The organism is Pseudomonas sp. SST3, assembly GCF_003325755.1.
This window is the reverse complement of record NZ_QORI02000004.1, coordinates 169,795-192,053: the sequence shown is the minus strand read 5'-3', so window position 1 is coordinate 192,053 and position 22,259 is coordinate 169,795. Positions and strand designations below refer to the sequence as shown.

At 57.9% G+C, this 22,259-nt stretch carries 23 protein-coding genes; 14 read left to right on the top strand and 9 right to left on the bottom strand.

Features of this window, described 5'->3' with window-relative positions; translation table 11 throughout:
- Positions 1-168 precede the first annotated feature (168 nt).
- The 3 genes from DQ405_RS05995 to DQ405_RS05985 all read left to right on the top strand — a co-directional run bounded on the left by DQ405_RS05995 (position 169) and on the right by DQ405_RS05985 (position 1,917).
- Positions 169-504, top strand: coding sequence for a PA4575 family protein (locus tag DQ405_RS05995; protein WP_168423349.1), 336 nt, complete (start codon positions 169-171; stop codon positions 502-504).
- A gap of 166 nt (positions 505-670) precedes the next feature.
- On the top strand, positions 671-1,159 hold the full coding sequence (locus tag DQ405_RS05990) for a TIGR00645 family protein (RefSeq protein WP_168423348.1): 489 nt from the start codon (positions 671-673) through the stop codon (positions 1,157-1,159).
- Positions 1,160-1,299: 140 nt separating this feature from the next.
- Entirely contained in the window at positions 1,300-1,917 is a 618-nt protein-coding gene (locus DQ405_RS05985; RefSeq protein WP_168423347.1) for an FKBP-type peptidyl-prolyl cis-trans isomerase, read from the top strand.
- Between the two features lie 9 nt (positions 1,918-1,926).
- On the opposite strand, the gene DQ405_RS05980 is transcribed toward DQ405_RS05985, so the two are convergent.
- A complete protein-coding gene (locus DQ405_RS05980) occupies positions 1,927-2,154 on the bottom strand; it encodes a PA4570 family protein (protein WP_168423346.1) in 228 nt (75 codons plus the stop codon).
- 175 nt (positions 2,155-2,329) lie between these two features.
- A complete protein-coding gene (locus DQ405_RS05975; protein WP_168423345.1) occupies positions 2,330-3,298 on the bottom strand; it encodes a polyprenyl synthetase family protein in 969 nt (322 codons plus the stop codon).
- A gap of 248 nt (positions 3,299-3,546) precedes the next feature.
- Between DQ405_RS05975 and rplU the strand changes: the two genes are divergently transcribed.
- From rplU to DQ405_RS05950, 5 genes are all read left to right on the top strand, one after another.
- A complete protein-coding gene (rplU, locus tag DQ405_RS05970) occupies positions 3,547-3,858 on the top strand; it encodes a 50S ribosomal protein L21 (protein WP_003302133.1) in 312 nt (103 codons plus the stop codon).
- Between the two features lie 34 nt (positions 3,859-3,892).
- Positions 3,893-4,150 carry a 50S ribosomal protein L27 gene (gene rpmA / locus DQ405_RS05965; protein ID WP_003281574.1) on the top strand — a complete coding sequence of 86 codons (258 nt, stop codon included), beginning with the start codon at positions 3,893-3,895 and terminating at the stop codon, positions 4,148-4,150.
- Between the two features lie 170 nt (positions 4,151-4,320).
- Entirely contained in the window at positions 4,321-5,538 is a 1,218-nt protein-coding gene (cgtA, locus tag DQ405_RS05960; protein WP_168423344.1) for an Obg family GTPase CgtA, read from the top strand.
- Positions 5,539-5,644: 106 nt separating this feature from the next.
- Positions 5,645-6,763, top strand: a complete 1,119-nt coding sequence (gene proB, locus DQ405_RS05955) for a glutamate 5-kinase (RefSeq protein ID WP_168423343.1) — start codon at positions 5,645-5,647, stop codon at positions 6,761-6,763.
- Positions 6,764-6,771: 8 nt separating this feature from the next.
- Positions 6,772-7,230 carry a CreA family protein gene (locus DQ405_RS05950; protein ID WP_168423342.1) on the top strand — a complete coding sequence of 153 codons (459 nt, stop codon included), beginning with the start codon at positions 6,772-6,774 and terminating at the stop codon, positions 7,228-7,230.
- Positions 7,231-7,340: 110 nt separating this feature from the next.
- On the opposite strand, the gene rpsT is transcribed toward DQ405_RS05950, so the two are convergent.
- Positions 7,341-7,619, bottom strand: a complete 279-nt coding sequence (gene rpsT, locus DQ405_RS05945) for a 30S ribosomal protein S20 (protein ID WP_014854146.1) — start codon at positions 7,617-7,619, stop codon at positions 7,341-7,343.
- Positions 7,620-7,836: 217 nt separating this feature from the next.
- On the opposite strand from rpsT, the gene murJ reads away from it, so the two are divergent.
- The 6 genes from murJ to ispH all read left to right on the top strand — a co-directional run bounded on the left by murJ (position 7,837) and on the right by ispH (position 15,460).
- Positions 7,837-9,384, top strand: coding sequence for a murein biosynthesis integral membrane protein MurJ (gene murJ / locus DQ405_RS05940; protein WP_168423341.1), 1,548 nt, complete (start codon positions 7,837-7,839; stop codon positions 9,382-9,384).
- Between the two features lie 83 nt (positions 9,385-9,467).
- Positions 9,468-10,418 (top strand): bifunctional riboflavin kinase/FAD synthetase, encoded by a 951-nt coding sequence (gene ribF, locus DQ405_RS05935; RefSeq protein WP_168423340.1) that lies wholly within the window; start codon positions 9,468-9,470, stop codon positions 10,416-10,418.
- Between the two features lies 1 nt (position 10,419).
- Positions 10,420-13,251: an isoleucine--tRNA ligase gene (ileS, locus tag DQ405_RS05930; protein ID WP_168423339.1), complete on the top strand. Its 2,832-nt coding sequence runs from the start codon at positions 10,420-10,422 to the stop codon at positions 13,249-13,251.
- 165 nt (positions 13,252-13,416) lie between these two features.
- On the top strand, positions 13,417-13,920 hold the full coding sequence (lspA, locus tag DQ405_RS05925) for a signal peptidase II (protein ID WP_168423338.1): 504 nt from the start codon (positions 13,417-13,419) through the stop codon (positions 13,918-13,920).
- Positions 13,913-14,350 carry an FKBP-type peptidyl-prolyl cis-trans isomerase gene (gene fkpB / locus DQ405_RS05920; RefSeq protein WP_168423337.1) on the top strand — a complete coding sequence of 146 codons (438 nt, stop codon included), beginning with the start codon at positions 13,913-13,915 and terminating at the stop codon, positions 14,348-14,350. Before lspA ends, fkpB begins: the two co-directional genes overlap by 8 nt.
- Before the next feature lie 165 nt (positions 14,351-14,515).
- Positions 14,516-15,460, top strand: a complete 945-nt coding sequence (gene ispH / locus DQ405_RS05915; protein ID WP_168423336.1) for a 4-hydroxy-3-methylbut-2-enyl diphosphate reductase — start codon at positions 14,516-14,518, stop codon at positions 15,458-15,460.
- Positions 15,461-15,485: 25 nt separating this feature from the next.
- On the opposite strand, the gene DQ405_RS05910 is transcribed toward ispH, so the two are convergent.
- Genes DQ405_RS05910 through DQ405_RS05885 form a run of 6 tightly spaced genes read right to left on the bottom strand, consistent with a single transcriptional unit; the run spans position 15,486 to position 22,229 of the window.
- Entirely contained in the window at positions 15,486-15,935 is a 450-nt protein-coding gene (locus DQ405_RS05910) for a type IV pilin protein (RefSeq protein ID WP_168423335.1), read from the bottom strand.
- Positions 15,935-19,759, bottom strand: coding sequence for a pilus assembly protein (locus tag DQ405_RS27435; protein ID WP_241729846.1), 3,825 nt, complete (start codon positions 19,757-19,759; stop codon positions 15,935-15,937). Before DQ405_RS27435 ends, DQ405_RS05910 begins: the two co-directional genes overlap by 1 nt.
- Positions 19,760-19,799: 40 nt before the next feature.
- Positions 19,800-20,273: a pilus assembly PilX family protein gene (locus DQ405_RS05900; RefSeq protein ID WP_168423334.1), complete on the bottom strand. Its 474-nt coding sequence runs from the start codon at positions 20,271-20,273 to the stop codon at positions 19,800-19,802.
- Positions 20,270-21,295, bottom strand: coding sequence for a PilW family protein (locus DQ405_RS05895; RefSeq protein ID WP_168423433.1), 1,026 nt, complete (start codon positions 21,293-21,295; stop codon positions 20,270-20,272). The genes DQ405_RS05900 and DQ405_RS05895 overlap by 4 nt, the downstream gene beginning before the upstream one ends.
- Positions 21,292-21,753 carry a type IV pilus modification protein PilV gene (gene pilV, locus DQ405_RS05890; protein WP_168423333.1) on the bottom strand — a complete coding sequence of 154 codons (462 nt, stop codon included), beginning with the start codon at positions 21,751-21,753 and terminating at the stop codon, positions 21,292-21,294. The genes DQ405_RS05895 and pilV overlap by 4 nt, the downstream gene beginning before the upstream one ends.
- Positions 21,753-22,229: a GspH/FimT family pseudopilin gene (locus tag DQ405_RS05885; RefSeq protein ID WP_168423332.1), complete on the bottom strand. Its 477-nt coding sequence runs from the start codon at positions 22,227-22,229 to the stop codon at positions 21,753-21,755. Before DQ405_RS05885 ends, pilV begins: the two co-directional genes overlap by 1 nt.
- Positions 22,230-22,259: the final 30 nt, after the last annotated feature.

The following is a 22,259-nucleotide window of genomic DNA, read 5'->3' as shown; positions in this document are numbered from 1 at the left end:
TGCATTGAGCAATAACTGGACGGAACGATACGGACGGCGGCAGGTCTGCAATGGAAGAGAGTTCCCACTCTCTGTCCACATGGTTATCCACAACTTTTGGGGATAAACAGGTTGGCCCGCTCGTTCACCCAGAACGACGGTGCGCAACCTAGCGCGAGGATCGCCGTCATGTCTCACACTCTCTGTCTGAACCGCCAGTGTCTGGGCCTGGTTACCCGTATTGAATGTGTCATCCGCCCACTAGCTGGCGGCAATGGCTTGTGGACGTTGCTCTGTGCGGCCGGTATCGATACCGGCCAGCCGACTGCGATCAAGGCGCAGGGCCCATTCCACGGCCCTCGAGAGGCCGAATCGGTGCTGAAGGCAATTGCCACCAATCTGTATGGACAGGGTTATAGCGAATCCGGCTCGCCCTCGATCTGGCAACTGCATATGCAGGCGGAGCTGCGCAAGATCAACGCCAACCAGGCTCGTTATCTCGGCGGCTGGCAATCCAAGACCTGATAGCGAAGCTCGCTTCCGCGCTGGGCGCACGAGCCGATTCGGCAGATGTGGTGCGATGCCTCGTTTTCTTATCCACAAGGAAAACATGCTGCCACAGGAGCCTTCTTGAAGACTCCGCGGTGCTGCGTATACTCGCGTGCCGGTATTCACCTCATAGTGAGAACAGATGGAACGCCTCATCGAAAACGCCATGTACGCCGCGCGCTGGTTGCTGGCGCCTATCTACTTCGGCCTGGCATTCGCCCTGCTGGCGCTGGCGATCAAATTCTTCCAGGAGATCTGGCACATCCTCCCAGCCGTACTTTCCTTGAGCGAAGGCGATCTGATCCTCAAGCTGCTGTCGTTGATCGACATGGCGCTGGTGGGTGGTTTGTTGGTGATGGTCATGCTGTCCGGGTACGAGAACTTCGTCTCGCAGCTCAACGTCGACGAAGGCAAGGAAAAGCTCGATTGGCTGGGCAAAATGGACTCCGGCTCATTGAAAATGAAGGTCGCGGCCTCGATCGTGGCGATTTCGTCGATCCACCTGCTGCGCATGTTCATGGATGCTCAGCAGCTCGAGAGCGAGCAGCTGATGTGGTACGTGATCATTCACCTGACGTTCGTCTTCTCCGCTTTTGCCATGGGCTATCTGGATAAGCTCACCAAGCACTGATTTTGCCGTCGGTAGTGCCGCTGAGCTGCTCTCGTACTGCGAGCGGGCCGTCGCGGCTCACAGCGCCACTGGACGACGGATCAGTGATCGAGGCTTGCCTGTGCTAGGCTGTCGGCCCTTTTTTACCCCGGAGCGCAGGCATGACCGACCTCAACCTATCCACCGATGAAACGCGCGTAAGCTATGGCATCGGCCGCCAGCTGGGTGACCAGCTGCGCGAGAATCCGCCGCCGGGCATCAGTCTGGACGCGGTGATCGCCGGTATTCGTGACGCCTTTGGCGGTATTGCCAGCCAGGTCAGCCCGGAAGACTTGAACGCCAGCTTTGCGGTCATTCGCGAACGCATGCAGGCTGAAGCGCAGCGCAAGGCTGAAGCTGCCGCGGGTGAAGGCAAGGCGTTCCTGGCCGAGAATGCCAAGCGCGAAGGGGTTACTACCTTGGCGTCGGGTCTGCAGTATGAAGTGTTGGCTGCGGGTGAAGGTGCTAAGCCGACCGCTGAAGATCAGGTGCGTACCCATTATCACGGCACGCTGATCGACGGCACCGTGTTCGACAGTTCCTATCAGCGTGGCCAGCCGGCCGAATTCCCGGTTGGCGGTGTGATTGCCGGCTGGACCGAGGCTTTGCAACTGATGGGTGTGGGCAGCAAATGGCGTCTCTATGTGCCGAGCGAACTGGCCTACGGCGCGCAGGGCGTCGGTAGCATCCCACCGCACAGTGTGCTGGTGTTCGACGTCGAGCTGCTGGCCGTTCTGTAAGAGTGATCGCTACGGGCGCAATGCTCGGGCATAGCAGAACAGGAACAGGTTGCGTACCTGTTCCTTGAGCACATAGGGTTCGCTGGTGCTCAGCTCCTGCAAGTCCAGATCTCCTTGGTCGCGAAGCTCATCCAGGGCCTCGCCCTCCAGCGAAATGCACACCGCACCGGTATTTCGATCAAGTATCCGCAGGTAGGGTTGCGGGCGGTCCAGCCAGGCATCGATCAAATAAGTCATACTCGCCTCCAATTGGTCTCCTTAATGAGAATAATTGTTATTTGCAAACATGCAAGCACGAAAATCCTCAGCGCCGATCAAGGGTGGTCGAGCTGGTGTTAATGGGAGGCTGAAGCGGGGAGGGGATATAGGGCTGAAGAGCGCGCAATTGCACCCTTCGGCCAGAGAGGCTGACTCAGTGAGTGCGGGCAACAGCGAAGCGGCTGAGCTCCACCAGAGCGTCGCGATAACGGTTGGCCGGAATGAGTTCCAGGCAAGCGATGGCGCGATCGGCATATTCGCGAGCCAGGCGGGCGGTGTATTCCAGTGCGCCGGACGCTTCCACGGCGCTGCGGATGCTTTCTAGATCTTCGATACCGCCTTTCTGGATGGCCTGACGCACCACTGCGGCTTGTTCCTTTGTGCCTTCGCGCATGGTGTAGATCAGTGGCAGCGTTGGTTTGCCCTCGGCCAGGTCATCCCCTACGTTCTTGCCCAAGGTTTCGGCATCGCCCTGGTAGTCGAGCAGATCATCGACCAGTTGGAATGCGATACCCAAATAATCGCCGAAGGTCCGCAGCGCCTCGCGCTGCTCGTCGCTGGCGCCGGCCAGGGTAGCGGCGCTGTGCGTTGAGGCCTCAAAGAGCATGGCTGTCTTGCCGCGGATCACTTCCATGTAGATTTCTTCGGTGGTGCTGGCGTCGCGCACCTTGGACAACTGTAGTACTTCGCCTTCGGCGATCACTCGGGTGGCCTGGGAAATGATGCGCATGACCGGCATCGAGCCCAGGTCGACCATCATTTCGAACGAGCGCGCATAAAGGAAGTCGCCGACCAGCACGCTGGGCGCGTTGCCCCACAGGGCGTTCGCTGTTGAGCGGCCGCGACGCATGCCCGACATGTCGACTACATCGTCATGCAGCAACGTCGAGGTGTGCAGAAATTCGATGATGGCTGCCAGCAGGCGCAGTTGTTCTCCCTTGAGTCCCAGCGCATTGCCGCTGAGCAATACCAGCAAGGGGCGCAGGCGTTTGCCGCCGGCCGAGGTAATGTAGTCCCCGATCTTTTCCACCAGCGGTACGCGGGAAGTCAGCTGATTGCGGATGATGCCGTCAACGGCGGCAAAATCTTCAGCTACTACTTGGTAAAAGGCCTGGGGTTGCATCGGCGACGAGTACTCCTCGGAGATTGCGCGGCATGCTATGGGGCGGGTCAGGCACTGTCAAGGCGAGGCCTGGCGGCTATTGCGCCGACTCTGGTGGATGCGTACAATCGCGGACCCTGAACTTTCCCCCTGGGCATTTCCCTGCCTTACGCAATTGCAAGGGCGTCCCTTCCGGCCCCGAGCAGCCATGCCAGCCACTAACTATTTCACTTAAGCGCTGGGTGAGCAGGATCAACGGAGATACACAGATGTACGCAGTTATCGTTACCGGCGGCAAGCAATACAAGGTCGCCGAAGGCGAATACCTCAAGATTGAAAAACTCGAAGTTGCCACTGGCGAAGCAGTCACTTTTGACCGCGTTCTGCTGATCGGCAACGGCGATGATGTCAAAATCGGCGCTCCGGTGGTTGATGGTGCCAAGGTCACTGCTGAAGTGATCGCTCAAGGTCGTCACGACAAAGTCACCATCATCAAATTCCGTCGCCGTAAGCACCATATGAAGCGTCAGGGCCACCGTCAGTGGTTCACTGAGGTCAAAATCACCGGTATTCAGGGCTAATCGGCCTGAATCCCCTTATAGGAGTATTGAACTCATGGCACACAAAAAAGCTGGCGGTTCTACCCGCAACGGTCGCGACTCAGAAGCCAAACGTCTTGGCGTGAAGATGTACGGCGGCCAGGCCATCAAGGCCGGTAACATCATCGTGCGTCAGCGCGGCACCCAGTTCCATGCCGGTTACGGTGTTGGTATGGGCAAGGATCACACCCTGTTCGCGAAAGTGGAAGGCGTGATCAAGTTTGAAGTGAAGGGCGCTTTCGGCCGTCGCTACGTGAGCGTCGTCGCAGCCTAACTGCGGCGTTGCTGGAAAAGCCCTGTCATGCGACGGGGCTTTTTTGTTTCTGTATCCTGTGAGGCTCTTGCAAAGAACTGCTCGGTGCTCATTCAGTTTTCGCTGGGTTTTTTTGCAAGACCCTTACGTTTCTTGTTTCTTAAGCCCGTCCTGCGACGGGAGGCGTTCCCATGAAATTCGTCGATGAAGTATCGATTTTTGTAAAGGCCGGCGACGGCGGCAACGGCATGATGAGTTTCCGTCGTGAGAAGTTCATTGAGAAAGGTGGCCCCAACGGCGGCGATGGTGGTGACGGTGGCTCCGTTTATCTGGAGGCTGACGAGAACCTCAACACTCTTGTCGATTATCGCTATACCCGCCGCTTCAATGCGCCGAATGGCCAGAAAGGTGGCAGTACCGAATGTACCGGTGCCAAGGGCGAGGATCTGATCCTGCCGGTGCCGGTCGGCACGACAGTGATTGACGCCGCCACTCAGGACGTAATTGGTGACCTGACCAAGGCGGGGCAGCGGTTATTGGTTGCTCAAGGCGGCTGGCATGGCCTGGGTAACACCCGTTTCAAATCGAGCACCAATCGCGCGCCGCGGCAGACAACGCCGGGCAAGCCGGGCGATGCTCGTGACTTGAAACTCGAACTGAAGGTGCTGGCTGACGTCGGTCTGCTGGGGTTGCCGAATGCCGGTAAGAGCACCTTTATTCGCTCGGTATCGGCTGCCAAGCCGAAGGTTGCCGACTATCCGTTCACGACGCTGGTACCGAACCTTGGTGTGGTCAGTGTCGGGCGCTACAAGAGCTTCGTGATTGCCGATATCCCAGGCTTGATCGAGGGGGCATCAGAAGGTGCAGGGCTGGGGATTCGCTTTCTCAAGCACCTAGCGCGTACGCGATTGTTGCTGCATCTGGTCGACATGGCGCCGGTTGATGAGAGTGATCCTGCCGATGCGGCCGAAATCATTCTCAACGAGCTGGAAAAATTCAGCCCCGCACTGGCTCAGCGCGATCGTTGGCTGGTGCTTAACAAAGCCGATCAGTTGCTCGAAGAGGACCGTGACGAGCGCGTGCGCCAATTGGTGGATCGCCTTGAATGGACAGGGCCTGTATTCGTCATCTCCGCATTGGAGCGTGAGGGTACCGAGGCGTTGAGTCAGGCGATCATGCGCTATCTGGATGAGCGTACGCTGCGTATCAGCGAGGAGCCGGCTTATGCCGAGGCGCTTGCCGAACTGGATCAGCAGATCGAAGATGAGGCCCGTGCGCGTCTGCAGGAGCTCGATGATCAGCGTGCGTTGCGTCGCGCTGGCGTCAAGGCGGCGGTCGATGCGGATGAAGACGACTTCGATGATGATGACGATGATGAAGGCAGCGCGGAAATCTTCTACGTTCGCTAGGGGCTTGTTCGCGTAGTTGCGTAGCTGTAGGTGGGTGGTCGTTGGGCTGGCTCGTCTGCTGCTCGTCGACCTGGTTTGGCCGGATATGGGATAGAAGGCGGGATCGATGCGGGACAAGGTGAGCGGCGCGCGGCGCTGGGTGGTGAAAATCGGCAGTGCTTTGCTGACGGCTGACGGCCGCGGCCTCGATCAGGCGGCAATGGCGGTCTGGGTTGATCAGATGGTGGCGCTGCGGCAGGTCGGGGTCGAGTTGGTGCTGGTCTCGTCCGGTGCGGTTGCGGCCGGCATGAGCCGCCTCGGTTGGACGGCACGGCCCAAGGCCGTTCACGAGTTGCAGGCTGCTGCTGCGGTGGGGCAGATGGGCCTCATTCGTGCTTGGGAGGCCAGTTTTGGGCGCTGCGATCAGCAGACCGCTCAGGTTCTGGTGACCCACGATGATCTGTCGGACCGCAAGCGTTATCTCAACGCGCGGAGTACGCTGCGCACGCTAATCGACCTCGGTGTGGTTCCGGTTATCAACGAAAACGACACCGTCGTCACTGATGAGATCCGCTTCGGTGACAACGATACGCTTGCGGCGCTGGTGGCGAACCTGGTCGAAGCTGATTTGCTGGTGATCCTCACGGATCGCGACGGGATGTTTGACGCGGATCCACGAAATAACCCCGACGCCAATCTCATCCGCGAAGCTCGCGCCGACGACCCTGCGTTGGACGCGGTAGCGGGCGCTACGGGCGGTGCGCTGGGGCGCGGTGGCATGCAGACCAAGTTGCGCGCGGCGCGCCTGGCGGCGCGCTCGGGGGCCCATACGGTAATCATTGGCGGGCGCATCGATCAGGTTCTGGCGCGGCTGAAGGCCGGCGAGCGGCTGGGCACCCTGCTGGCGCCGGAGCGCAGTCGTCACGCTGCGCGCAAACAGTGGCTCGCCGGCCATCTGCAAACGCGGGGCTCGGTCACGCTGGATGCCGGGGCGGTGCATGCGCTGAAGCAGAGCAATCGCAGTTTGTTACCGGTTGGCGTCAAGGCCGCCCAAGGTGGTTTTCGCCGTGGCGAGATGGTGGTCTGCGTGGGGCCGGAAGGGGAGGAGGTTGCTCGCGGTCTGGTTAACTACAGTGTTGCTGAGACTCAGAAAATCCTTGGCCATTCATCGGACGAAATCGAGAAGTTGCTCGGTTACGTCGACGAGCCTGAGCTTATCCATCGCGACAACATGATCCTGCTGTGAGGTGCTCGATGCGATACGCAGGTGCTTTGATCGCGCTGCTGGTCTGGCCGGCGGTTGGTATGGCGCGGGAAGTGGGTGAAGTCGATACGGTCTTCAAGTGGCTCGGGCCGAACCACAAGATCGTGGTGGAAGCTTTCGATGACCCCAAGGTCGAGGGTGTGACCTGTTATCTGTCCAGGGCCAAGACTGGCGGGATCAAGGGTGGGCTAGGGTTAGCAGAGGATCGCGCCGAGGCATCGATTGCCTGTCGCCAGGTCGGACCGATCCATATGGGTGAGGATCTGGAGGATGGTGAGGTGGTCTTCAGGGAGCGAACCTCGCTGGTGTTCAAGACCATGCAGGTGGTGCGCTTCTTCGACGAGGCGCGCAATACGCTTGTGTATCTGGTTTACAGCGATCGGGTGATCGAGGGCAGCCCGCAGAATGCGGTGACCGCGATCCCTATCTTGCCCTGGGTGCAGCAATAACCGGATGAGGTCCGCCGATGCCGGTCTCTTTAGCGGCGGCCGGCCTTGTTGGGCGAAGTAAAAGGCCATAAAAAACCGGCGCTAGGCCGGTTTTTTAAAGAACGTGCAGTTTAGGCTGCAGCAGCTTCGCCGAGGGCCTTGATATGGCCGTTCAGGCGGCTTTTATGCCGGGCTGCTTTGTTCTTGTGAATGATGCCTTTGTCGGCCATACGGTCGATTACAGGCACGGCTGCAGTGTAAGCAGTACGAGCTTTTTCCAGATCTTTTGCATCAATGGCTTTGACCACATTCTTGATGTAGGTGCGAACCATGGAGCGCAGGCTGGCGTTGTGGCTGCGACGCTTCTCAGCCTGAATTGCGCGTTTTTTGGCGGAAGGGCTGTTGGCCACCGTCGAACTCCTCGAAAACGTGGGATTACAAAGCAAATAAGGCCGCGAATCATGCCGATGCATCGAGCCCTTGTCAAGCCCGAGTGATTCCTCCGAGACACTGGCCTGACAGATGGGCTGCCGCTAAACTCGCGACCTCTTTCACTGTCGTAACTGGCCATCGACTCGATGGCCAGTGCCTGGCCGGAATCATCCTGCTGCAACTCTAGGAAGACAAATGTCCGATACATCCGGCAAAGGCGGCTTGCTGCGGTCCAGTGCGGTAGTCAGCGTGATGACACTGCTGTCCCGGGTGTTGGGCATGGTACGCGATATGGTGGTGGCCAGCTACTTCGGTTCGGGTGCCGCCGCCGACGCCTTCTTCATTGCGTTCAAGATTCCCAACTTCCTGCGTCGTCTGTTTGCCGAAGGTGCTTTCGCCCAGGCTTTCGTTCCGGTGCTATCTGAGTACCGCACCAAGCGGACGCTGCCCGAGGTCAAGCTGTTGGTCGATCGCACGGCTGGCATGCTCGGGTTGATCCTGACCGGTATTACCGCCATCGGGGTGCTGGCCTCACCTTATGTGGTAATGGTGTTTGCGCCGGGTTTTCATGATGAGCCGGCCAAGATGCAGCTGGCAGGAGAGCTGCTGCGCATCACTTTCCCTTATCTGCTGCTGATTTCCCTCACGGCATTCACTTCTGGCGTGCTCAACACCTATGGACATTTCGCGGTGCCGGGCTTCACCCCGGTACTGCTGAATGTATCCATGATCACCTCGGCGGTGTTCCTTACACCCTATTTCGATCAGCCAATCATGGCGCTTGCCTGGGGTGTGTTCATTGCCGGCTTCGCTCAGCTGGCCTTCCAGCTTCCTTATGTTGCCAAGCTGGGGCTGTTGCCGCGGCCTCGGGTGAAGTTCGGTGATGAAGGGGTGCGGCGTATCATGCTGCTGATGGTCCCGGCGTTGTTCGGGGTGTCGGTCAGCCAGATCAATCTGCTGCTCGACACGGTGCTCGCTTCCTTTTTGCAGACCGGTAGCGTGTCGTGGCTCTATTACGCGGATCGGCTTTCGGAGTTGCCGCTCGGCGCCTTCGGTATCGCCATCGGCACGGTGATCCTTCCGAGCCTGTCGCGCCAGCACGCTGGCGAAGACCCCAAGGCCTTTTCCAATACCCTCAATTGGGCGCTGCGAATGGTGTTACTGGTGGGGATTCCCGCCGCGCTTGCGCTGGGTATCCTGGCCGAGCCGCTGATTGCCAGCCTGTTCTTTTACGGCGCGATGAGCGAGGAGGCCGTGGTGCAATCGGCCAATGCGCTCGAGGCTTACTCGCTGGGTGTGCTGGCGTTCATGCTGATCAAGGTGCTGGCGCCGGGTTTCTTCGCGCGCCAGGATTTGAAGACGCCGGTGCGCGTCGCCATCATCTGCATGATTGCCAACATGGCGCTGAACTTGATGCTCATCTGGCCGCTCCAGCACGTTGGGCTTGCGCTGGCCACGTCGTTGTCGTCGATGCTCAATGCCGGGCTGCTGTTCTGGGGGCTGTATCGGATCGGCGTGTTTCAGTTCGCGCCGGGCTGGGGGCTGTTTCTGCTGCGCTTGGCTGGCGGTTGCGCCGCCATGGTGGCGATGGTCTGGTGGCTCAACGCGCCGTCGGTCGAATGGTTCGCCTGGAGCTGGCAGCAGCGCGCGCTGCAGCTAGGACTGCTCGTGGTGGCGGGACTGGGCGCTTTTTCGGCAGGGCTGGTATTGCTCGGCTTGCGGCCGCGGCATATACGCCATTGATCCGCCGGTAGGCGGGTGGCAAACCTGTCCGCGGCTGCCGGCTCATGCGTATAATCGACGACTTTTCAAGCAAGAAGTGCGGTATGCAGCTGGTTCGAGGTCTTCATAACCTGCGACCCCGGCATCGGGGTTGCGTCGCCACCATCGGCAATTTCGACGGGGTTCACCGGGGGCATCAAGCCATCCTGGCGCGCTTGCGCGAGCGTGCCGCCGAGCTCGGTCTGCCTAGCTGTGTAGTGATCTTCGAGCCGCAGCCGCGAGAATATTTCGCGCCGGACAAGGCGCCCGCGCGGTTGACCCGGCTGCGTGAGAAACTTCGGTTGTTGGATGAGCAGGGCGTCGATCTGGTGCTGTGCCTGGCGTTCAATCGGCGTTTACGCGAGTTGAGCGCCGCCGAGTTCGTCCACGCGACGCTGGTTGAAGGGCTTGGTGTGCGGCATCTGGAGGTTGGTGACGACTTCCGTTTCGGTTGTGACCGTGCCGGCGATTTCAACTTTCTGTTGAAAGCGGGCGCTATGGAAGGCTTCTCGGTCGAGGCCGCCACCACTATCGAGGTCGACGGTGAGCGCGTTAGCAGCACGCGACTGCGACAGGTACTCGCCAATGGCGATCTGACGCTGGCGCACAAGCTGCTCGGCCGAGCGTTCAGCATTACCGGGCGGGTCATGCATGGGCAGGCGTTAGGGCGTCAGCTTGGCGCGCCGACTGCCAATATCCAGCTCAAGCGCAAGAGCACGCCGCTCAGCGGGGTGTTCATGGTGAGCACGGAAGTTGACGGCATCACTCAGCCGGCAGTGGCCAACATCGGCATGCGGCCGTCGGTGGAAAGTGACGGGCAGCCGCATCTGGAAGTGCATCTGCTCAACTATCAGGGCGACCTCTATGGCCGTCTGCTGCGCGTGACTTTCCATAGCAAGCTGCGTGACGAGCAGCGCTTCGCCTCGCTGGAGGCACTCAAGACGGCGATCGAAGCAGATATCGCCGCGGCTCGCGAATACTGGCGAGCTTCACCCTTTACCACGAGTCAGGACTGAAATGACCGATTACAAAGCGACCCTCAATCTGCCGTCTACGGCATTTCCGATGAAGGCCGGTCTGCCACAGCGCGAGCCGGAGACCCTGCAGCGCTGGAACAGCATTGACCTCTACGGGAAGCTGCGGCAGATCGGCGAAGGTCGTCCTAAGTTCGTCCTGCACGATGGCCCGCCGTACGCTAACGGCAGCATTCACATCGGTCATGCGGTGAACAAGGTCATCAAGGACTTCATCGTCCGTTCCAAAACCTTGGCCGGTTTCGATGCGCCCTATGTGCCGGGCTGGGACTGCCATGGCCTGCCGATCGAACACAAGGTCGAGATCACCTACGGCAAGAATCAGCCGGCTGACCTGACGCGCGAGCGTTGCCGTTCCTATGCCGCGGAGCAGATTGAGGGACAGAAGGCTGACTTCATCCGCCTCGGCGTGCTCGGTGAGTGGGAAAACCCGTACCGCACCATGGATTTCGCCAACGAGGCCGGCGAAGTCCGTGCGTTGGCAAAGATGGTTGAAGGCGGCTTCGTCTTCAAGGGTTTAAAGCCGGTTAACTGGTGCTTCGATTGCGGCTCGGCACTGGCTGAAGCTGAGGTCGAGTACCAAGATAAGAAATCCGACGCCATTGATGTCGCCTTCCAGGTCGAGGACGCGGACAAGCTGGCTTCGGCCTTCAGCGTCGCAGCGCTGGCCAAGCCGGCCAGCATCGTCATTTGGACGACCACCCCCTGGACCATTCCCGCCAACCAGGCACTTAACGTGCACCCCGACTTCGTCTATGCGCTGGTCGACACTGGCGACACGTTGCTGGTACTCGCCGAGGAGCTGGTCGAGTCTTGCCTGCAGCGCTACGAGCTGCAGGGCGAGATCATTGCCCGCTGCGAGGGTAAGGCGCTGGAGCTCATCCGCTTCCGTCACCCGTTCTACGAGCGTTTCGCGCCGGTCTATCTGGCTGAGTACGTGGAAACCGGCGCTGGCACCGGCATCGTTCACTCTGCGCCCGCGTACGGTGAAGACGACTTCCGCTCCTGCAAGCATTACGGCATGGAAAACGACGACATTCTCAGTCCGGTGCAGAGCCACGGCGTTTACGTGTCGGACCTGCCGTTCTTTGGCGGCCAGTTCATCTGGAAAGCCAATCCTGCGATCGTAGAAAAGCTGCGTGAAGTCGGCGCGCTGCTCAAACACGAGTCGATCCAACACAGCTACATGCATTGCTGGCGGCACAAGACGCCGCTGATTTACCGAGCCACGGCGCAGTGGTTCGTCGGCATGGACAAGGTGGCGCACGATGGCAGCTCGTTGCGTCGCCGCGCGCTGGACGCCATCGAGCAGACTGAATTTGTTCCCGCATGGGGCCAGGCCCGGCTGCACGGCATGATTGCCGGGCGTCCTGACTGGTGCATCTCGCGTCAGCGTACCTGGGGTGTGCCGATCCCATTCTTCCTGCACAAAGAAAGCGGCGAGCTGCATCCGCGTACCGTCGAGCTGATGGAAGCCGTCGCGCAACGCGTCGAGCAGGGCGGCATTGAGGCCTGGTCGAAGCTGGATGCAGCCGAGCTGCTGGGCGACGAAGCGGCGCAATACGAGAAGATCAGTGACACGCTGGACGTCTGGTTCGATTCCGGTACCACTCACTGGCACGTCATGCGTGGCTCGCACCCGATGGGGCACGACCAGGGCCCGCGTGCGGACCTCTATCTCGAAGGCTCCGACCAGCATCGTGGATGGTTCCATTCTTCGTTGCTGACTGGTTCGGCGATAGACGGCCACGCGCCCTACAAGGGGCTGCTGACGCATGGCTTCGTGGTCGACGAGAACGGCCGGAAGATGTCCAAGTCGCTGGGCAACGTCGTCGCGCCGCAGGAAGTTACCGACACCTTGGGTGCCGATATCCTGCGTCTGTGGGTGGCGTCCACCGACTATTCCGGGGAGATGGCGGTTTCCAAGGTGATTCTGCAGCGCAGCGCAGATTCCTACCGGCGTATCCGCAACACCGCACGTTTCCTGCTGAGCAACCTCGACGGTTTCGACCCGGCGCAGCATCAGGTTCCAGCCGACCAGCTGATCGCGCTCGACCGCTGGGCCATTGACCGCGCCCTGTTGTTGCAGCGGGAGATCGAAGAAGCCTATGGCACGTACAAGTTTTGGAACGTCTACCAGAAAGTACATAACTTCTGCGTGCAGGAGCTGGGCGGCTTCTATCTCGACATCATCAAGGATCGTCAATACACCACAGGTGCCGACAGTCTGCCGCGGCGCTCCTGCCAGACCGCGCTGTACCACATCGCCGAGGCACTGGTGCGCTGGATAGCACCAATTCTGTCCTTCACAGCCGACGAGATCTGGCAATACCTGCCGGGCGAGCGCAACGAATCGGTGATGCTCAATACATGGTATGAAGGCTTGGCCGAACTGCCGGACGATGTCGAGCTGGGTCGTGAGTTTTGGGGCAAAGTCATGGCGGTCAAGGCCGCTGTAAATAAGGAATTGGAAGCTCAGCGCGCTGCCAAGACCATTGGTGGCAACTTGCAAGCTGAAGTGGTGCTCTACGCGGAAGACGCGCTGGTAGCTGACCTGGCCAAGCTGGGCAGCGAGCTGCGCTTCGTGCTGATCACCTCAGCAGTGACGGTAGCGCCTCTTACCGCCGCACCGGCTGAGGCCGTACAGAGCGAGCTTTCTGGCCTCAAGCTGCGGATCAGCAAGACCGGCCACGTTAAATGCGGCCGATGCTGGCATCACCTGCCCGATGTCGGTATCCATGCGGCGCATCCGGAAATCTGCGGTCGCTGCGTTGAAAACATCGAAGGCGCCGGCGAGGTCCGCCACTATGCGTGATTGCGGCTCGATGCTCATGGTACGGGTAGGGTGGGCTTCAGCCCACCGTCGCTGCAGCTCGATTCTCGAAGAATCGCAGCGGGGCAGCACCCATACCATTCTGCGGCACTTGTCAGAGTTGCGCGTTGGCGGTGAAAGCCTTTTGGTGAACGCGAGGCTGATTGCATGAGTGCCCGTCTCGGCAAGTTGTCATGGCTATGGTTGAGCGTGCTCATCATCGCGCTGGATCAGGCGACCAAGCATTATTTCGAAGCCAATTTCCGCCTGTATCAGAAAGTCGATGTGATTCCCGACTACTTCGCCTGGACCCTGGCCTATAACACGGGCGCCGCCTTCAGCTTTTTGGCCGATCACTCCGGCTGGCAGCGCTGGCTGTTTGCAGCGATTGCCATTGGCGTCAGCGTCGTGCTGGTGGTCTGGATGAAGCGTTTGAAGGTCGGTGAGACTTGGCTTGCCGTTGCCCTTGCCCTGGTGCTGGGTGGCGCACTGGGTAATCTTTATGATCGTGTGATGCTCGGCCATGTCGTCGATTTCATCCTGGTGCATTGGCAGAACCGCTGGTACTTCCCTGCGTTCAACATCGCCGACAGCGCCATCACCATCGGCGCCGTCATGCTGGCGCTGGATATGTTCCGTAGCAGTAAAACGGGAGAAACGGTAAATGACTGAACAGCGCATCGGGCCGGACATGCAGGTGACGCTGCATTTCGCGCTCAGTCTGGAAAACGGCGGGCAGGTTGACACTACCTTCGACAAACAACCGGCGACGTTCAAGGTCGGCGATGGAAACCTGCTGCCAGGATTCGAACAGCAGTTGTTCGGACTCAAGGCCGGCGACAAGCGCACCTTCCAGATTGCACCGGAGCAGGGCTTCGGTCAGCACAATCCGCAGAACGTGCAAGTCATGCCGCGCAGTCAATTCGACAGCATGGAGCTATCCGAAGGGCTGCTGGTGATTTTCAATGATGCAGCCAAGGCGGAGCTGCCTGGGGTTGTCAAAAGCTTCGATGATCGCCAAGTTACCGTTGACTTCAATCATCCGCTGGCAGGCAAGGCACTGACCTTTGAAGTGGAGATATTCGAGGTCAAGCCGGTCTGATCGTCAGATCGCATACTGTGGCTTGTGGGGCGCAGGGGATGCTTAGTCCTCGCTGGCGATCATGCCGCTTCATTGTGCGTATGCGCACTGCAGACCACTGCGTTTCATCGCTATAGGCAGTCGGTATACTTCAAACTTACCCGCTCAGAGCGTCGGGAATTTATTATGCAAATCAAACTCGCCAATCCGCGTGGCTTCTGTGCCGGTGTTGATCGTGCCATTGAGATCGTCAACCGCGCCCTGGAGGTGTTCGGGCCACCGATCTATGTGCGTCATGAGGTGGTGCATAACAAATTCGTGGTGGAAGATTTGCGCGAGCGGGGCGCCATCTTTGTTGATGAGCTGGACCAGGTGCCGGATGGCTTCATTGTGATCTTCAGCGCTCACGGCGTGTCCCAAGCGGTGCGGATGGAAGCCGACAAGCGCGGTCTCAAGGTCTTCGACGCGACTTGCCCGCTGGTGACCAAGGTTCATCTGGAAGTGACCAAGTACAGCCGAGAAGGGCGCGAATGCATCCTCATCGGCCACGAAGGTCATCCGGAGGTCGAAGGCACCATGGGCCAATACGATACTGCCAACGGCGGCTCGATTTATCTGGTTGAAGATGAGGAAGACGTTGCCAAGCTGCAGGTACGTAATCCCGAATCGCTGGCCTTCGTTACTCAGACCACTCTTTCGATGGATGACACCAGCCGAGTGATCGACGCGCTGCGTACTCGCTTTCCCAGCATCGGCGGCCCGCGCAAGGACGACATCTGCTACGCCACCCAGAACCGCCAGGATGCGGTCAAGCAACTGGCCGGTGAGTGCGATGTAATGCTAGTAGTCGGCAGCCCCAACAGCTCGAACTCCAACCGCCTACGCGAACTGGCCGAGCGCATGGGCACGCCAGCCTACCTGATCGATGGCGCCGAAGACCTCAAGCGAGAGTGGTTCGAGAGCATCGAGCGAATAGGCATCACCGCCGGCGCTTCAGCACCCGAGGTGCTGGTGCGCGGGGTAATCGAGCGGCTCCGCGAGTGGGGGGCTACGGGGATGGATGAGCTCGATGGGCGGCCGGAAAATGTGACGTTTTCAATGCCCAAGGAGCTGCGGATTAGGGAGCTATGATGCTCCCTTCGATTTCGTCTATTTTTTAACGTCTCCAGCACTGTGCTAGTGTCGCCCCGGCTTTCTGCCCCTTTGCTCCGGTATGCGCAAGCGTGAGCGTGCCGCAACTATCATTTGCCATGGCATTCTTAGGCACTGCACGAAGAGTGTAGCCGCTGGCGGTTGGGGCTGCTGCAAATTCCAAAGTATAGAACTTTGTCGCTCCGTCCTTTGGTGCATCTGTAAAGGGCAACGCAGGGGCTGCGTTAGCAGGGTTCGCGTTAGCGGCCGTCAAATACCTGCCGTTCGCCGTATAGTGACGCTCCATGAATTGAGCCAACTCCATCAGGGCAGATTGAGCATCTGCACGGCGCGCCTTGCGTACATGCTCCTGATATGACGGATACGCAATGGCGGCGAGGATGCTGATGATTGCCGCGGCGATCATTACTTCAATTAAGGTGAAACCCGCGCTCGATTTAGGTGCGTGAGCCATTAATTCGTCCTCACTTCACGCCAGGAATGGCGGCCAAAACGTTGCGATCCTGCAACAGGAATACATTGTGGGGTGGCTCCGCTAGAGCCGGCAAAGCACAGCAGTTTTGGTAGCGGGGCGGTGCCTTTGACCACCCCGTCACCTATGTCGATGCCTGTCCATGGAATGTTCTTATCATCGCCGCTGGAGGTTGTGTCTCCATCATCTGGCTTCCCATCGCCGCTGGTGTCGAAATAAACATAGTTCAAGCGTGAGCCGCTGAAGAGGTTCATCGCCATGATAAAGCTCGTGCCGCCAAAAGCGCAGGGATCGGCTGAAGGTGTCATCGTAGTGAAGATCACACGATCAGAACGTAATGTAGCCTTGGCAATCACGCGTTCACCTCGTGCACCTGTTGCGCCTTCACCCTCCAGCCAACCAAGGTCTATGTACCAGCCGGTTTCGGTAGTTAGAGCGTTGTTGGTGATTGCCCGTGCGTTGATCCCGCTCTCCAGTTTCGCCTCCTTGATGACGGCTTGTTTCAGCAGCGAACCACGGCCATCGATAGTCTCGCCTCTGTCAATAATGCCGTAGAAGGTGTCGACGGACGGATTCTCCGGGATTTCGTTATCGCCGTCGCGGTAAAAACTGCCGGTTCCGAAGAACACCATATGTTCGTTCTTGTCATTGAAGGCCGAGGACAGCGGCGCGGTGATAGCCTGGCGGTTACCGCTGGCGTTCTTGGCGATAAACAGCGGGTCATCACCCAAACTCTTGGGGATATCCCAGCTCGATGGATTCCCGCCTGACAAGTCGATGCGCCAGACATATCCGAGGGTGTCGGCGACATAAACACGGTCCGCCACTTGGTCAAAATTGGTGTCCGAAGCCAATGGCGAGCCCAGGTTGCCAGTGGTTGGTAAATCTATCTGGCGGATGATGGCGCCGTCAGCTGCGTCCAAGATCCAGATTTTACCGCTCTCTGGTGCGGTGTCGTGATAGCCGCTGCTGACGACAACCCCAAATTTCTCGTTCGGTAGCGCTACTAGTGCTGGCTGGCCCACTGTATAGCCCATATCGGGATGGCTGAACTCCCACATGACATCGCCACTTGTCATGCTGCCCGGGTTTGTTACATCAAGGGCAAAAACGCTTTTTCCGCCTGCCCCGGTGGTACCTACAACCATGGTCATCCAGCTCCCGCTTACCCATACATCTGATACGCGAGGGGTGCCGTCGACAAAGTAGCGGTGGGAGTAGGCGGGGTCGGTCAGGTTGATAAGGTTGCTGAACACGCTATTGGGTACATAGGCGAACAGCTCAGCGCCGCCGTTGGTGTCTGCCGTCGCGCTGACGCGGGCATCGAAACCATGCAGCATGCCGTCGTTGGCGCCCACTATCACCGTAGGGATACGGTTCTGATAGGCGCTGCTGGTACGGAAAGTGTTGTAGGCCGAGCCTATGGCACCATCATTCCAACTCAGGCGCGAGTAGCCAAAGTCCTGTTTGTGGATGAATTGCGGGTCAGAATTGACGATATCGCCCAGACGGCTACCGCGCTGGCGGAAAGGCTTGGTACGGTCATCGGTAGTGATTTCGTTCGTACGATCACCACGAAGATAAGCTAAACGTTTCTGGGCTTCTACCGAGTCAGTTTCAGAAATTCTTTGTAGCAAGGCTCGCTGGGCATTATCCAGGCCGTCCCAGGTGAAACTGGTGCCATTGGTAGCAATTGCCTCACCAGAATTGCCGGAAGTAGTGGCAGGCGTGATGGAGAAAATCTTGCGGGAATCGACAGGGCTCAGATTGTCGAGCTTTTGCGCGGCGCTCCAGGCGGCATCATTTTCTACCTCGCCATTGGCACCGACACGCCGCGCGAGTAGGTCACCGCTCCAGAAACGGCTATCCAGTCGCGATTGGAAAACGGCCGTATCGGTTTCCAGGCGGGTGGAGTTGGTCGCCAGGGAGGCGGTTGTGCTCTGTACCTCATTAGAGATCTGAGCAAAAGCTTTCCGAAGGCTTTCCACCATATTCGTGGCGTCACTGGCGACGAAAAAGTTGTCAGGGCGCGGGTAGTTTGTGGCTAGCATATCGGTATTGGTGCGCCACCATTCTGTTTCCAGCGGGGCTGTACGCGCATAGGGATCCCCGAAGTCTTTAGGTACTTTGAAGCCACCGTACTTAGCTGCAAGCCAGTACTGGTTCCCTGTTTTTCCCGCAAGACTTTGCCCTTCCCTAACGTCAACCCAATAGGTAGACACATTCTGTCTGCCTGTATAATCAGAACGTAGGTCTTTAGTGTTCGCATCGTAGGCAAGGCCTGCCATATAGGCTGAGCTACGACGCCCATTGTTGAATGGGGTGGCAATGCTGATGCCTTCGAGCTCCGCGACTTTTTGAGTAGCTGTAACAACGTTAATTGTGGTGTCGGCGCTAACCTCCGCTGGCACGGTCGGCTCATCTGTAACTACTGTATTCCCCGGCAAATTTTTATCGCGGTGAGTGTTGGTGTCACCGATCCCCAAGATCACGTTTTTCTGGCAAGCATATTGGACGGGGTCGTTCCAGTTAGTGATAACAGGGAAGCCATCATTCCAACGATCCAATGTATCATTGCCTGGGTTTGGGTTGTGCGCAGGCGTGGAGGCACTATAAGCAGCGACATTGCCTTGGTTTTTGAAGTAGCGCAGAGCGGCGTAATAAAGCTCGCTAACCGGGTCGTGGGATTTGAAGCTGTTATTGTTAAGCTCGCCAAATTTATTCAAGTAGTTCATTACGCCGCTGTTGCTTATAGGGCGCCCTAGGCTGCTTGAGATAGCATCGGGGTTGGTAAGCATTACGCCGGTGTTTGCATTCCACTCGGGATTTGCAGCGTCGGGGGAAATGAATTTCTGCTGAGCCCGTAGCACCCCGCCGTCTCTCAGCATGTTTCCGTCGTTCAAGTATCCGAATACACTGTATCGTAAATTTCCCGAGTATTGCTGGAGAAGTCCGACCGGTTTGTAGGTTCCGTTTGGGTAGCGCTCGCAGTTAGTCTCCAGGCCTTTATTGGGGTCGCAAACTTTAACCCGAATTTTGACGCGGTATACGCTTTTAATCTGATTGGATGGAGTATAGGCTGTCTTAAGGCGATTGTTTTCCCATTGCGCACTAGTGTTGGGTTCGTAATTTATCCATTCAGCTGTCTTCTCGCCCGTCGATCCGCCTCCGCCGATACCATCTTTCCAATTAGAAAACAACATGGTATGGCCTTGCCCCTGAAGGCGGATATAAAAATTGTCCCAGTCGGTGCCAGCGGGCGTTGCTCCTGCAATGTCGGATTTAACTATCAGGCCCTGGGGGTTGTTGTTCGTATGCTCTAGGCGGTTGCCAGCACTGCTCTGTCCGTCATGGCGGGCTTTCTGAAGAATCGTCTCGGTGGCTGTGTCACGATACCGATAGCCACCTGTTAAAGCGCTGCGAAACGGATCGATCGTGGGTGTTGCGGCCCAGTTGAGAAAGTTGCCGCTCCAGCGTTTGTTACCGGAGCATATATGTTCGATAGCGTCGGTGTCAGGCTCGAACCATTCACTGCTTTGGTTATAGATGTAGCATTTTTTAGAGTTGAAATAGCCGACGTAGATACTTGAAGGACTATAGCTCCCGGTATTTGCAACCGAGAGCACCGTGGGCCACTCGACTGAAGGCACTAGTGCCAAATTGCCCGGCACGCTACCGCCTCCGAGCAGCAGAGGTGCTTGTGATACAGCCGCAAAGCTGGGAGTAGCTGCTACCGCAATGCAGAGTGACAGCGCAAAGCTAATGTTGGATTTCAGTGTGCTCAAGGCGAAAGGACAGGACTTCATAGAGGAAACTCCGTGACAAGCTTGGTCAAGCAACTAATTTTTATTGCTCGACCAAAAAGGTGGAGCGGAGCTGTATATGGACGCTGGGTTGATCATTGTTATTGGTGCTGAGGCCATAGCCATCGGACTCGACACGCACCAATGCGCCTTCGTCGTCGATAGGCGCGCCGGCTTCAGTGCTGGTTCTGAGTTTGGCTAGCAGAGTGATTGTGTATTCGGGATCTTCGCTAGAACCGGGGAAGTTTTCGTAAGTGCCAGTTATGTTCGCGGTTTCCAGCGCGTTGTGAGTGCCAGCGATAAAGCGTGTGGTGACGACTTCTTCACCTTTGCGCAGGGAGGCTTCCGCCGCTTGAAACGCGACATCACCGTCTCGAAGATTACCTGCCATGCTTTCCTGTAGCGAAGTGCCACGCATGCTGGCTAGCCCGATAACCGTCAGCAGAAGCAGCATGACCAGCGCGACGATGAGTACTGCGCCACGCTCTGCGCGAGGCGAAACGATATGTCTGATCATGGCAGGCGGTTCCGTATGCCAATTGTCGAGCTAAAAACCTGAGCAAGGCGGCGCTCCGTTATGGTGACGTCCGTGCCGTTGAGACGGACAATCTGGTTCTCCGGTGTTACGTTGGCAGCATTGCTCACAGCAAGCAGCTCTATGCGAACGGCCGCGACGTTGTCCCAGTTAGTTATTTTGTCCGCATCTCGGTATTCAATTACCTGCTTGTTTGTCCCGTTAGTAATTCCGTACCTGATCTGCATATCTTGAATGCCTTCTACTAACTCTTCGTTAATAAACTTGGCTTCGGTGCCCGCTACTGTCAGGCGGCTACGAACGAGGGAAGGGGGGCGGTCGCCGTTATCCCTCACATAAAAGAGGACATTCTGTAGCGTTAGGATCTCCATCTCGCCTGTATATTCATGGCTCCAGTAATTGCCATCAGTATCCTTGCCTTTGTTTCCAGGCTTGACGTTACCGCCGCTTTGTTGAAGAACGCTTGCTTGTTCGTTATTGGTGTTCTGGAAAATGTCGCAGCCGAGCGCATCGGAAACTAGTGTTATGGTTCCCGCCGATATGCCAGTGCTTGCCTCCGTAACTCCGAGATTCGGCGTTGAAGTAGCGTTGCTGGTGTCGCCGTTGAAATTTCCTGTCCCCGCTGCAAACTTCACAAAGATTGAGTCGGTGCCCGCGAGCCTGTTTTTACCCGCCAGATGAGCGTGCTGCTCGTTCTTGGAGCCCTCCCAGCCCTCTACAGGATCGCTGAGCGAGAACATATCGTCAGCGGTGTTTAGTAGATTATTAGGCTCGCCTAAGCATTGACCCTTGTAGCCAGCGTTACGAATATCGGGAACAACCAGTTGTATGGCGAAACGACCGCTTTCCTGGACTCGAGAAAGAGCATTGTTTGTGTTGTAAGTCTGCTTGCTGCTGAGGAAGATCTGAATGACGCCGAGCATGAGTAACAAGCTCAAGGCCATGGCAACCATCAGTTCAACGAGCGATAGGCCGCGCTGTCGCTGAAGGATTGAGGAGGTCATATCTCGGTCCGGTAGACGAAGGTTTCATTGTGGGTTTTGTTGTCGTCGCTGGCCTTGATCTGGCCTCGAGTGTCGTTCCATCGTATGGAAATGGTTACGAGGGTGTCGTTCCTTTCCACCTTGCCAGTGCCTTCGGGAAGCGTCAGAGCTAGTCGGTTCAACCATTCAGCCGTGTCCTTCTGTGCCTGTGTGCCACTTACGCTGTGGCTGCTTGATGAGGTGGGAAAGTCGATACTGTAATCGCCGTTCGTCGCCTGGGCGCGATTGGCTCGCATGCGATCGCCCAGGTCGCCAGCGAGCAGTGTGGCCTGTGAACGGTAATAGGCGCTGTGATTGCTCTGTATACTGGTGGCTTGGAGACCTGCCAGGCCAAGGAGGCCGATGGCAAGTACCACCATGGCGACCAACACTTCGATCAGTGTCGCCCCGGCTTCTTTGTGAAAGGGGTGGGCGGGCATCATGGACATCCTGTCTTGTTGGTGGTCGCGCTCCCGGTCAAGGAAACGTCGATCGTGTACTTGCTTCCGCTAGTGCAGCTGGATGTGGTTGCGGTGAAGCTGGCAACCGCTTCGGCCATCCCGCTGCTATGGAACACAACCCCGGTATTCGGCCCGGTTAAGGCCATTCCTGCTACAGGGTCCCAGACCTTAACTACGTCGCCGCCTACCTCCCTGACGAGCCAACCAGCCGCCCAGTTCGTACCATTGGCGCACACGCTCTGATTTTCCGTTCTGCAGATGATCACGTCCTTGCGGCGTTTCACAGCTTCGGAGCGGGCGAGTTGAATGGTACCCAGCATTTCCTGATTCAGTGATGTGGTGCGATTGCTTTGAATGACCGATGTAAAGGACGGAACGGCGATAGCAATGGCTATTGCCAGCACGGCGATAGTCACCATTAACTCAATCAGGGTGAAGCCACGGGTAATATGCATGGGTGTTCTTCTGGCGTTTCGACTAATGAA